General features: G+C 70.1%; 3 protein-coding genes. All 3 read left to right on the top strand.

Annotated elements, in window-relative coordinates:
- Positions 1-51: 51 nt before the first annotated feature.
- Genes ACWIFB_RS09485 through ACWIFB_RS09475 form a run of 3 tightly spaced genes read left to right on the top strand, consistent with a single transcriptional unit; the run spans position 52 to position 14,016 of the window.
- Positions 52-3,009 (top strand): helicase-related protein, encoded by a 2,958-nt coding sequence (locus ACWIFB_RS09485; RefSeq protein ID WP_454058109.1) that lies wholly within the window; start codon positions 52-54, stop codon positions 3,007-3,009.
- Between the two features lies 1 nt (position 3,010).
- Positions 3,011-7,624, top strand: a complete 4,614-nt coding sequence (locus tag ACWIFB_RS09480) for a class I SAM-dependent DNA methyltransferase (RefSeq protein ID WP_454058108.1) — start codon at positions 3,011-3,013, stop codon at positions 7,622-7,624.
- The gene (locus ACWIFB_RS09475) at positions 7,621-14,016 is read left to right on the top strand and encodes a DEAD/DEAH box helicase (RefSeq protein ID WP_454058107.1); all 6,396 of its coding nucleotides are present in this window, start codon (positions 7,621-7,623) and stop codon (positions 14,014-14,016) included. The genes ACWIFB_RS09480 and ACWIFB_RS09475 overlap by 4 nt, the downstream gene beginning before the upstream one ends.
- The last annotated feature ends 1 nt before the right edge of the window (position 14,017 follow it).

Here is a 14,017-nt window from a genome sequence, read left to right as displayed (position 1 = left end):
GCTAACCTCAGGGGTTCCTTACCTGAGGATCAAGACGAAGGACATCGCCCTGTGAGCAGCACCTCCACCATTCAGACAGCTGATGCAGGTCATGTCCCCTTCGCCCCGGGGGTGACGGTGGAAGTCCGTGACGAGGAGTGGCTCGTCACCGCGGTGGAGCGCGCAGCGTCCTCACCCTCCACCGGGGTCAGCGCCTACCTCCTCAAGGTCCGCGGCCTGAGCCCCTATGTCCGGGACACCACGGCGACGTTCTACACGGACCTGGATCGAGTCACTCCGCTCGATCCCAGCCAGGCCACGGTCAAGGCCGATGCCTCCCCCAACTACCGCCGGGCCCGCCTCTGGTTGGAGTCCACGCTGCGTCGTACACCGGTCCCGCTGTACGACGAATCGCTGGTCGTGGCGCCGCACATGCTGGCCGACCACCTCGAGTACCAGCTCAGCGCCGTCCGCAAGGCGCTGTCCACCAAGAACCTGCGCCCGAGACTCCTCATCGCGGACGCGGTGGGCCTGGGCAAGACGCTGGAGATCGGCATGATCCTCGGCGAGCTGATCCGCCGCGGCCGCGGGGACCGCATCCTCGTGGTGACGCCCCGCCACGTGCTGGAGCAGATGCAGCAGGAGCTGTGGTGCCGCTTCGCCATCCCGCTGGTCCGGCTGGACTCGGTGGGCATCCAGAAGGTGCGCCGCACGCTGCCGGCCACGCGCAACCCCTTCACGTTCTTCCCCCGGGTGATCGTCTCGATCGACACTCTCAAGTCCCCCAAGTACAAGGCCTACCTGGAGAAGGTCCGCTGGGACGCGGTGGTGATCGACGAGGTCCACAACGCCACCAACGCCACAACACAGAACAACGAGCTGGCCCGGATCCTGGCGCCCACCACTGAGGCGCTCCTGCTGGCCTCGGCCACGCCGCACAACGGGCGTAGTGAGAGCTTCGCGGAGATCCTCGCACTTCTCGATCCGACGGTGGTCCACCCGGACGGCAGCATCAATCGCAGGGACTTGCAGCAGCTCGTCATCCGTCGGCACCGGCACAGCGACGAGGTCTCGGCGGAGGTCGGCCGCAAATGGGCCGAGCGCGCGGAACCCGACAACGTGCTCGTACCCGCCTCACCTGAGGAGACCGCCCTCGCCCGGGAGATCCGCGACACGTGGACCGGTTCGGGCGTGCAGCCGCCGTCGGGCGACAACCGCCTGTTCCCGTGGACACTGGCCAAGGCGTACCTGTCCTCCCCCGCCGCGCTCGCGGAGTCGGTGGCCAACCGTCGTGCCAAGTCCGAGGATCCCGCGGAGCAGCGGGCCCTGGACCGACTCGCCGAGCTCACCGCAGCGGTCACCCCAGCGACCAGCGCCAAGTACCAACGGCTCCTCACCTACCTCAAGGCCAACGGCATCTCGAGCCGGAGTAACGAACGGGTGGTCATCTTCTCCGAGCGTGTGGCAACGCTCCACTGGCTGTCCGAGAACCTCTCCAGGGATCTCGGCCTCAAGGCCGACGCGGTGGCGATCATGCACGGCGGCCTGTCCGATCAGGAGCAGATGGACGTGGTGGACGCGTTCAAGCGCGCGTCGAGCCCGCTGCGCGTGTTGGTGACGGGCGACGTGGCCTCGGAGGGCGTCAACCTCCACGCGCAGTGCCACCGGCTGGTGCACTACGACATCCCGTGGTCGCTCATCCGCATCCAGCAGCGCAACGGCCGCGTGGACCGTTACGGGCAGCAGACGCCGCCGGTCATCACGACCCTACTGCTGGATCCGGCGGACGAGGCCGCGCCGGGCGACCTCCGGGTACTCACCCGCCTCATGGAGCGCGAGCACGAGGCGCACGCGCAGCTCGGCGACGTGGCCTCGCTCATGGGCGAGCACTCGGTCAAGAGCGAGGAGGACGCGATCCGCGAGGTGCTGGCCCGCCGCAGGGAGTTCGACGAGGCAGTCAGCACCCCGGAGGAGGTACTGGCCACGGCGCGGGAGAAGACGAGCCGCGACGAGCTGGAGATCGACGAGGTCGCGGCGTGGCTCGAGGAGATCGGGGCGGGGGACGACGACGAGGACGCCGCTGCCGTCCAGCAACCGACTGCCGGCACGAGCCGCCAGAGCGTCTACGACTCGGAGGTCGCCTACCTCGAGGATGCGCTCGCCGAGGCGTTCCACGGCGAGCCACAGTTCCCGTCCGCGCGAGGCGGCGTGGCCTGGCGCAGGAACAGCAACGACACCGCACAACTCGAGCCGCCGCGTGACCTCATCCGTCGCCTGGACCTGCTGCCCGAGGACTACGTCCGACAACGGCAGGTCCGTGAGGAACTCGTCCTGGCCACCGGCAAGGCCATGGCTGAGCAGTCCCTTCGGGACGCCCGCGAGGGTGCGTCGGAGACGACGTGGCCGATCGCCCACTTCCTGGGCCCGCTGCACCCGGTGTCGGACTGGGCGGCCGACCGCGCGCTGTCGTCGATGGCCCGGCTCGAATTGCCGGCAGTCCGCGGCGCCGTCGACGTGCCGACGGTCCTGGTGATGGGCACGCTGATGAACCGCCGTGGCCAGGTGGTCTCCCGCGCGTTCCGCGTGGTGGAGTTCCAGTCCCCCACGTTCCCCACGGGCGGCACGATCGGCGATCCGCACGCGTGGCTGCGTGAGATCGGGCTGGACCAGTCCGCCACCAACCCTGGTCCGGTCGCGGACGAGGACGCACTCACCGCGCTGATCCCTCAGGCGGTCGAGGACACGGCGAACAGCCTCGACGGCGTGTTCGCCTCCGCCACCGCCGAGGCCGAGACCCGCGTCGCGGCCTGGCGCGAGAAGTCGGCCCGCTGGGAGGACGAGGCCGACCGGGAGATCGGCAGCGCCCGCCTCCGTCGGCTCTCGGCGCGGGTGCGCGAGGAGGCGGAGCTCGCCGAGCAGCTCCGGCCTGAGCAACGTCTGGTGCGGCCGCTCCTCGTCGTCGTCCCCGCCGACCACCCGGTGGCACCCACCGCCGCCCCGGATACCACCACGTCCCAGGAGGACCGCTGACATGGCCGCCGACAGTGCGATCGTCAACGTCGAGGAATGGATCAGTGAGCATTACCTCACCACGGACGAGACCAAGCAGTCCTACCTCGCGCAGGTCCGCAAGCTGGTCGCGGAGTGGAAGCAGGACGCCGGTGAGGGCGCGGTCTCGCCGCTCACGCGGTTCACCGCCGAACGGCAGGCGCTGCTCACCTCGCTCTCCCAACTCACGACGGACGAGGACGGCAACGCAGAGCCGGCGACCGACGAGGAGCGCGCCCGGCTGCGCCGTGCGCTGGGATACGGGACGCCGGGTCACCACGAGTGGACGCGCGGGGAGGCCACGTGGTCGGCGCAGGCGTGGTCCGGCGACGGTGTGGTGCTGCTGGAGGCCCTTCCAGTGGACACGGTGGAGGACCTGCGGGGGGCGGCCCCGCTGGGGCCGGTGACGGTCGACGGCAAGGAGATCGAAACGAGCGTCGGCAAGGTCGTGGGTGAGCTGTTCGTCTCGGACGCTCCGCCGGCCTTCGTCGTGGTGTCGGCCGGCCGCTGGCTCCTGCTGGCAGAACGCGAATCGTGGCCCCTGGGCCGCGCGCTGGCGATCGACCTGCTGCTCACGCTCGAGCGGCACGACACCAAGGCGGGCGGCGAGGTCCAGCGCGTGGTGGCCGCGGCGTGCCGCGAGTCGTCGGCGCGGCGCCCGGACGGCACGGTGTGGTGGACCGAGGTGATCGAGGACTCGCGGCAACATTCGGTCAAGGTCTCCGAGTCGCTGCGGGGCGCAGTGCGGGATTCCATCGAGATCCTGGCCAACGACGTCCTGGACCGGCGCCGCGCGCGCGGTCTCGGCATGGAGGGGATCGACGGACAGGACCTCGCCCGCCAGTCGCTGCGCTACCTCTATCGGATCCTCTTCCTGCTCTTCGCGGAGGCCTCACCTGAGCTCGACATCCTGCCGGTGGGGGCCACGGAGTACGACGACGGCTACGGCCTCACCCGCCTGCGGGATCAGATCCTCTCCCCGCCGGCCACGCCGCGCGAGGAGCAGGGCACCTACCTGTACGAGTCGCTCGACCTGCTGTTCCGTCTGGTCGACGGCGGCCATCATCCGGCCGACGAACCGGGTGTGTCGCCGGGGCTGGAGTTCAACGAGCTCACGGCCGATCTGTTCTCGCCGCGGGCGACCGCGCTCGTCGACGAGGTGGGGCTGTCCAACCTCGCCCTGCAGCGGGTGCTGGGCAACCTGCTCCTCACGCAGGAGCAGGCGGGGCGCGACCGCGGCTTCATCTCCTACGCCACCCTCGGTGTCACGGAGCTGGGCCAGGTGTACGAGGGCCTGATGTCCTATACGGGGTTCATCGCGCAGGAGGACCTGTGGGAGGTGGCCCGTGGCGGCGATGCGTCCAAGGGCTCATGGGTGATCAACCGGGAGGACTCGCTCGAGGTCTCGGCGGCGGATCAGGTGACGCGCCGCGACCCGGAGACGGGAGAGGACGTGTGGGTCACGCACCCGCGCGGGTCGTTCGTGTTCCGCCAGTCCTCGCGGGACCGGGAACGGTCGGCGTCGTTCTACACCCCGCAGGTACTCAGCGAGTTCGTGGTGGGGCAGGCGATCGAGGAGCTCGACGCCACGGGCCGGATCGACCGCGCGGAGGACATCCTCACGCTCTCGATCTGTGAGCCCGCGATGGGCTCGGGCGCGTTCGCCGTGGAAGCGGTCCGGCAACTCGCGGAGCTGTACCTGGAGCGGCGCCAGCAGGAACTCGGCGAGGAGATCGACCCCGAGAAGCGCACCGCCGAGTTGCAGAAGGTCAAGGCGCACCTGGCGCTGCATCGTGTGTACGGGGTGGACCTCAATGCGACGGCCGTAGAGCTGGCCGAGATCGCGCTGTGGTTGGACACCATGACACCGGGGCTCAAGGCCCCGTGGTTCGGACTGCACCTGCGCCGCGGCAACTCGCTCATCGGCGCCCGGCGGGCGACCTACTCGCCCACGCAGGTGGAGAAGAAGCAGTGGCTCACCGCCGAACCGCAGGACGCCCCGATGACGGGCCTGGCGGCCGCAGTGGACGCCGAGACCGGGTTCGACCCTGGCGTCCGCGGGCGCATCCACCACTTCCTCCTCCCCGCCGCAGGCTGGGGCGCCGCCGCCGACGCCAAGGACCTCACACCGTACGTCGGCGAGGCGCAGACGGCGCTCAAGGCGTGGCGCAGGACCATCTCCGGCAAGCCCACTAAGGCACAGGCCTCGCGCCTGGCCGACCTCGCCGAGCGAGTAGAGCGACTGTGGCAGTTCGCCCTGGTCCGCATGCGCATCGCCGAGGACCAGATCCGCCGCCGGATCGACGTGTGGGGCGCCGACCTCGACGTCCCCGCGAACCCGGTGACCCGACCGGAGATCGAGGCGGCCTTCGCCGACGCCGGCGGCGCCTTCCAGCGCCTGCGCCGCGCGATGGACGCCTGGTGCGCCCTGTGGTTCTGGCCGCTCACGCGAGGACGCACGACCGTCGACGGCAAGATGATCACTCCCCCGACGCTGGACCAGTGGATCGACGGCCTCGAGGCACTCCTCGGCCGCGCCTACGCCGACACCCAGAAGGGCAGCCGCAAGTACGGCCACGGTGAGGACCAGTTCCGCCTGGGCGGCGACCTCACGTGGGAGCAGATCGGCGAGGCCGAGGACCTCGACCGCGTCCTGGCGCAGGAGGCTCCCGTCGCCGAGGTGCTCGAACGCCACCCCTGGCTCGCCGTGGCTGAGCAGGTCGCCGCCGATCGGGGCTTCTTTCACTGGGAGCTGGACTTCTCACCAGTGTTCGCCCTCGGCGGCTTCGATCTGCAGGTGGGTAACCCGCCGTGGGTGCGGCCGCAATCCGATATCGAGGCGCTACTGGGCGAGTCCGACCCGTGGTGGATCCTCGCGCACAAGCCCACGCAGGCCGCCAAGAAGGAGCGCACTGAGATCACGCTTCAGCGCCCAGGTGCCCTCGACACGCTCGTGGACGGACTTGGCGAGACACTCGTGACTGCGGCCTTCCTCCATGACACCGTGCAGTACCCACTGCTGGCGAGCCAGAAACCCGACCTTTACCGCGCCTTCATGCAGCGGACGTGGCGATCTGCGGGCGACGACGGCATCGTGACCCTGATCCACCCCGAGTCGCATTTCACCGAGAAAAAGGCGGCACCGCTCCGTCGCGAGTCCTACCTCCGTCTGCGGCGGCACTGGCAGTTCATCAACGAGCTGCAGCTCTTCGATGTCCACCACCTCGTCGCCTACGGGGTTCATACCTACGGCGCACATCTCGACAGTCCGGCGTTCGCCTCTGCGACGAACTTGTACCACCCCGCGACGGTCACCGATTCGCTGGTCCACGACGGAACCGGTCCGCTGCCAGGCCTCAAGAACGACGAGGGCTCATGGGATCTGCGCCCGCACGCAGATCGCATCACGCGCGTCGACACCTCGACCCTCGAACTGTGGAAGTCGATCCTCGAGGACGAGGACACCCCCGTCTTGGATTCGCGAATGGTCTACTCGGTCACCCGCGAGGCAGAGGGTGTGCTCCGTAAACTCGCCTCGGCCCCCCGCATCAGGGATCTCGGGCTGCAGTACTCCCAAGGCTGGAACGAGACCACCGACCGCAAGAACGGTTACTTCGACACCGAATGGGCGGTCCCTGACTCATGGGAGGACGTGATCCTCCAGGGGCCACACTTCAGTGTCGCCAACCCGTTCGCCAAGCAGCCGAACCCGACTCTCAAGAACAACCTGGACTGGTCCGAGATCGATCTGGAGGCCATGCCGCCGGACTTCATCCCCGCGACCGCCTACCAGCCCAACCGCGACGGCATAGACTACGACGGCGGTTACACGTTCTGGAACGACAGTTCTGGTCGCGTTCCAGACCGTGAAGAGTTTCGATTCCTATGGCGGAAGATGGCTGCTACCACTGGTTACCGGACTCTCTACATCAGCCTGATACCGCCTAAGGCAGCCATTGTCGGTGCCGCTATCTCGGCAAGAGCTTCGAAAACTACTAGCGCCGAACTCATTGCTAACGCCGCCTTGCTGTCGAATTTCTTGATCGACTTTCAAGTTCGCGCTACGGGTGTGGCGAACATCTACGGCGAAACTGTTGATGCATTGCCCCGGCACAGCAGCGGCTATGGATCGAGCGCGCTCGCCCATCGCTTCCTACAGCTCAACTGCCTCACCTCCGCCTACGCCCCCCTCTGGGAGGAGGTGACCGGCACCGAATGGACACCCGAGGTCCCACTCCGCAAGGCCGAAGAGCGCCGCATGGCGCAGGTCGAAATCGACGCCCTTGTGGCCCTCTCGCTCGGCGTGACCGCCGACGAGTTGTGCATGATCTACCGCACCCAGTTCCCCGTGATGCGCAAGTACGACTCCCAGGACCTCTTCGACGCCAACGGCCGCAAGGTGGCCGACGACGTGGCCAAGCTGGAACGCAAGCTCAAGCCCGGCCAGGAACTCAGCCAGGAGGAACGCACGTGGACGCACCCCCAATCGGGCACCACGTACGTGTTCGAGTATCCGTTCCGGATCTTGGACCGGGAGGCCGATATGCGTGAGGCCTACGCCCGCTTTGAGCGCGAACTCGCGGACGGCACCCTGTGAGCGCGCTACTTCCCCTCCAGGCGGCACGCGAGCTCCAGGGAGGGATCTCCGAGTACCTCTCCACCACCTTCGCGCTCGCCGACCCACGGGCGCAGAAGTCGCTGACCGACTTCGTGGGCGACCGCGACTCGGGCATGTTTCAAGGGCCGTTCGTGCGCACTCGCATGCCGTTCGCTCCCGCCTCGCCGGACGAGGCGTCGGCGCTGAACTGGACGCCGTCCTCGTTCCCCTTCGTCCCCTACGTCCACCAGGCCCAGGCCTTCGCTCGCCTGTCCAGCCAGCCCGCGACGGACTCGACCGCGGCGTGGCGGCGACCGGAACCGACACTCGTCGTCACGGGCACCGGCTCGGGTAAGACCGAAGCGTTCCTCTACCCCGTACTCGACCACGCCAAGCGCGCCCGCACCCAGGGCGTGCGCGGGGTCAAAGCGCTGCTGCTCTACCCGATGAACGCCCTGGCCACCGACCAGGCCGAGCGCCTCACCAAGCTCCTGCTCGCCGAGCCCGGGCTCGCCGGCGTGACGGCCGGCATCTACACCGGCGAGCACCAGGGCTCCGGCCGCACCACCGTGAGCGAGGCCGGGCTCATCACCGACCGCGCCACCATCCGCGAGGACCCGCCGGACCTACTGCTGACCAACTACAAGATGCTCGACCAACTGCTCCTGCGACCGGAAGATTCGGACATCTGGCGGATCTCCGCCGAGGGCCTGCAGTACGTGGTGCTCGACGAGTTCCACACCTACGACGGGGCGCAGGGCACCGACGTGGCACTGCTCCTGCGACGGCTCGGCCTCGTCGTCGGCACCCACCTCGCGCCCACCGACGGCGGGCGGATACCGCTCACCGAGGCCGACAGCGGCCGCCCACTCGGCCGGATCACCCCGGTGGCCACCTCGGCCACCCTCGGGGACGAGGGCGACACCAGCGCGGTCCGCGACTTCGCCCGGACCGTCTTCGGCGAGGAGTTCCCCGCCGACTCCGTCCTCACCGAGTCCCGCCTCACCGTGGACCAGTGGATGCTCGCCCCCGCCGCGGACCGCGTGCCCGTCGAGGACGTGGCCTCCCCCGCGCGGATGACCGAACTCGACCGCGCGGTCGACGAGCGGCTGTCCGCCGGCGAGGACCCCGCCGAGGCGATCTTCGCCGCCGTCTGCACCGAGGTGTGGGGCCAACACGGGCACCCCGACCCGGAGGTGGCCATGGAGCGGGCCCGCGAGCACGAGCTGCTCGCCCGGATCCTCGAGCACTCGGCCCACGCCGCGAGCGTGAGCGACCTCGCCGTCGCCGTTCTTCCCCACGTCCGCCGCACGTCCGACGCCGAGCGGTACCTCACCCACGTCCTCGGCGCCTTGAGCCACATGCGGGCCGCGATCACCGCCACCGACCCCGTGACCGGCCGGCGGCTACCCAGCATCGAGGCCCACCTGTGGGTGCGTGAGCTCACCCGCCTCGACCGCGCCGTGGCCACCACCGTCCGCTTCCGCTGGCACGACGACGGTCCCCACTCGCTGCCCGAGGACACCGGCGAGGCCGGCACACTCGCCGCCGAGGACCACCTCCCCGCGATCTACTGCCGGCACTGCGGTCGCGCCGGCTGGATGACCGCCTACGAGCCCGGTACGGAGACCCCCCAGTTCTCCGCGGCGGCGATCCGCAAGTCATCGATCGCCGACCGCACCGCCGTCCGCGCACTCATCGCCGCCGACCAGGAGGTCGACGCCGCCCTCACCGAGGGTATGCCCCTTTCGCAGGTGCGCGGCTCCCGCGACTCCACCACCTCGCTAATGTGGCTGGACCCCGCCCAGGCGCGGCTGCTCGCCGCCGAGGCCGTGGACCCCGCCACCGACGCCGACCCGCGGATCGTCCCCGTCCTGCTGCACACCGGCGCCGCCGCCAAGGAACTCTCCGAGCGCGAGACGTGCCCGGCGTGCGGCACCCGCGACTCCATCCGGTACATCGGCTCCGCCGTGGCCACCCTGCTCTCGGTGGCGCTGTCCAACCTCTTCGGCACCACCGGGCTCGACGCCACCGACAAGCGCACCCTGGTGTTCAGCGACTCGGTCCAGGACGCCTCCCACCGCGCCGGCTTCGTCCAGGCGCGTGCGCACGCCTTCGCTCTGCGAACAGCCGTGACCACCGCGCTCGCCGGCGGTTCCCTGCCGCTGACCGACCTCGCCAGGCTCGTCCGCGACCAGGCGCAGACGCCCGTCCAGCGCTACCACCTCCTGCACCCCTCGCTCGCCGACCGGACGCGGTTCACCCCGTTCTGGGACACCGGCGCCGGCGGCTCCGCCAAGGGGGCCGCCACCAAGGCCGTCGGCGACCGGCTGCTGTTCGACCTCAGCCTGGAGTTCGGCCTGCGTTCCACCCTCGGCCGCACGCTCGCCCTCACCGGAACGGCGCAGCCCACAGTCAAGGCCTCCACCACAGAGCTGGTCGATGCCGCCCGCGCCGCGTGGGAGGCGACCACGGTCGAGTCCGCGCTCAGCGAGACCGAGCCCGATGACCACGCCCTCGAGGTGTGGGCCCGCGTGGTGATCCGACGGATCCTCCAACGCGGCGGCATCACCCACCGCTGGCTCACCGAGTACGCCCGGACCGACGGCAACACGTGGCACCTGTTCAAACGGCAGGCCCGCGCCAAGGGGGTCCCTGGCTTCCCCATCGGCGCTTACCCCGCGTTCCCGCGCGTGGGCCCGGCTCTGGCTGCGGACCGCTACCGCGACGGCACCGACGCGGTGGCCCACAGCCGCTCCTGGTACGCGCGCTGGACCGCCCGGCACCTCGGCGTGACCCCCGATTCCGCGCAGCGACTCGCCGCCACTCTGATGGCCCGGCTCGCCGACGCCGGGGTGCTCGAACTGATCACCACCGAGTCCGGCGCATCGGTCTACGGGATCTCGCCCGACCACGTGATCGTGACCGCCGAGGCCGAACCGGCCGAGCTGCGCTGCGACATCTGCCATAACGCCTCGGCCGCCGTGGCCCCGGTGCGGGAGCTCCTTGCCGGCGCGCCGTGCCTCACCGTGGACTGCCCCGGGCGGCTGAGGATCACGCCGATCGCCGCCGACAACTACTACCGCCGGCTCTACCACTCCGCGGACAGCCGGTCCGTGGTCGCCCGCGAGCACACCAGCCTGCTCGAGACCGCCGACCGTGCACGGATCGAGACGCAGTTCAAAAGCGCGGCCGACGAACCGGGCGCACCCAACGTCCTCGTGGCCACCCCGACGCTGGAGATGGGCATCGACATCGGTGACCTCTCCTCCGTGATGCTCTCCTCGCTGCCCGACTCGGTGGCGAGCTACGTCCAGCGCGTCGGCCGCGCGGGGCGCCTCACCGGCAACTCGCTCGTCGTGGCGCTGGTGCGTGGGCGGGGCAAGACGCTTCCCGTGGTGCACGACCCGCTCTCGCTGGTCAACGGCACCGTGCAGCCGCCGGCGGCGTTCCTCTCCGCCGCCGAGATCCTGCGGCGACAGTTCCTCGCCCACGCGATCGACTCGCTCGTCCTGGAAGGCATCCACCCCGACGGCACACGCGCCCGGGACGTGCTCAAGAAACACGCAGAGTGCTTCGTGCCCCGGCTCCGCCACGAACTGCCCGGCCGCGTGCCCGCGCTGCTGGAGCAGTTCCTCGGCAGTCTCCGCGAGAACGTGTCCGATGCCGCCGCGGCCGACCTGCGCGAGTGGGCCACAGGTGAGACCACGGGCGGCGACCCCGCACCGCGCTCCCTCGACTCGACGCTCGCCCTGGCACTCGACCGCTGGAACGACGAGACCGCCGAGCTGACCCGCCGCCTCGATCGGCTCGACACGGTTCTGGTGGACCTGCGCGAACGGGCCGAGAGCCCCGGCGCGGGCGAGCAGGACAAGGAGGACCTGCGCGCCGCCGAGGCGTCCCGAAAGGCCACCATCCGCCAGCGGCAGCAGCACATGCGCGAGTACTGGATCGCGGCCCTCGAACGCCTCGGCCTGCTGCCCGGCTACCAGCTCCTCGACGACACGGTGGACCTGCACACGTCGATCTCCTCGCAGGATCCGGAAACCGACGAGTGGAGCGTGGAGTCCACCACCTTCACGCGGTCCGTGGCATCCGCGCTCACCGAGCTCGCGCCCGGAAACTCCTTCTATGCCGACCGGATGCGCATCGAGATCTCCAGCGTGGACATGGGGGCCGACCGGGACGAGGTCGAACGCTGGCGCGTCTGCCCGGCGTGCAGCCACGCCAAGACCGTGGTGGGCGACACCGTGGGCGGGTGTCCCTCGTGCGGCGCGGCCGGATACGCCGACTCCGCGCAGGTGCTGGACGTGGTGCCGCTGCGCCGCGTGGCCGCCCAGGTGAGCCGCGACTCCGCCACCGTGGACGAGCGGCACGACGAACGCCTGAGCCGTCGCTACTCTGTGGCGCGCACCCTGGCGTTCCGACCCGAGGACGGGGCCGCGGCCTGGTTCGTCGACGACAACGGCTTCGGCGCCCGTTACCTCCGCCGCGCTGACATCCGTTGGATCAACCTCGGGACCGGGCCCGGTGCCCCGCGGATGATCGGCGGCGACCAGCCCGCCGCACCGCAGTTCCGGCTCTGCGAGTACTGCGGTCACCTGGACTCCGACGCCGGCCGCAACACCCGTCGAGACCACCGCCCGTGGTGCGCCCACGCCGACTCCGCGGACGAGCACAACGTCCACGTCGCGCTCGGACGCACGCTCCACACCGAGGGCGTGCTGCTCTACCTGCCCAGCACGGTCTCCACCTACGACGGCATGGTCATGCCCAGCCTCGTGGCCGCACTCAAGCTCGGGTTCCGCCGGGCCCTCGGTGGCGACCCCAGCCACCTCGACGTGGCGTCGGTGACAGTCCCACAGGTCGGCTCGCCCTCCCCCGCGCTACTCCTGCACGACAGCGTGCCCGGCGGCACCGGCTACCTGGCCGAGTTCGCCACACCAGCCGACGTCTGGCGACTCCTGCACACCGCCTGGACCGCGGTGCGCGACTGCCCGTGCGCGGCGGAGAACCGACTGGCGTGTCCCGAGTGCCTCCTCCCGCACTCGAATCAATCCGACGTGGACCGCACCTCCCGAGCCGCCGCGGAGACCGCTCTGTTCAACCTGTTGGTGGGGACGGACCACGACGACGAGACCGAGCCGACATTGGAGAACTGGCACATCGTGGAAACACAGAAGTTCGACATCGAAGGGGACTCCGCGCTGGAGGTGCGCTTTCGCCACCGCTTCGCCGCCCTCCTGGAGGACGCCGGCGCGAAGATCGACACGGTCCCGGCCGGAAAATACAGCGCGCTACGCATCCGCATGCCCGGTTCCAAGGTCACGTGGGATCTGCTCGCGCAGGTCCCCATCGACAACGCGTGGACCCAACCGGATTACCTGCTCCGGCCGGACGACCCCAACCTGCCGCGGTTCGCGATCTACACCGACGGCGCCGCCTACCACGCCAGCCCCGGATGCAACCGGGTCGCCGACGACGCCGACAAACGCGAGGCCGCCCGGGCGGAGGGGTGGATCCCCTGGGCCGTCACCCACGCCGACCTCGACGAGGCCGACGCGGTGAGCGCCCCCGCTACCTGGGCCAAGACGACCATCGTCACCGCCCTCGCGCAGACACTGAGCATCGCGCCTGCGCTGATCCACATGACCGCTGGTGATCCCGTTCAGCTCCTCGCCCGGATCGTCGCCGACCCGGACCCGAAGCAGTGGCAGGACGTCGGCCACGCCTGTGCCACCTACGCGCTGGCGACGGGCGTCGCCGGTGCCGGCGGGCGCACGCTGGCCCGCACCCACGCACGTCTGTCCGCCTCCGGCAGCCCTCGCCAGGCGTCGGCGGTGTGGGTAGACCTGGTGATCGATTCATCGGACGCCGCCGTGGGGGCCGCCACCTATCGAGACGACTGGCAGTGGTGGCTACGCTGGTCCAACCTGCTCTCACTGCGCCCTGGCGGTTCACGCATCCATGCCGTCGACGGACTCGACACCGGAACGGTCGATGTGGAGGCCGAGCTCGCCGCGATGGTCGACGAGGCCGCCTCCGCCCAGGCCTCCACAACGACGGCCGCGGGGCCCGCCCCCGATCTCACTGGCGGCTGGCAGGACCTCGCCGAGGAGATCGACCCCGACGATCCCGACTCCACCGCCGAACTCGACATCCTCCGCACGCTGGCCGAGATGGGGGCACCGTTGCCTGATCACGGCGAAGAGGTGCGCGGCGTGATCGCCAACTATTCCTGGTCGGACGCCAAGGTCGCACTGTTCGTGTCGCAGTCACCGGATACGGTGCAGCCCATAGCCGACGCCGGGTGGACGGTGATCGACTGGACGGAAGGGTCCGAGGCGCGCCTGCGCGACGCACTCGGAGCGGCAGGCGGAGAGGAGAGCTGAG

The organism is Dietzia sp. NPDC055340 (assembly GCF_053645335.1).
This window is presented reverse-complemented; position numbering and strand designations above follow the sequence as displayed.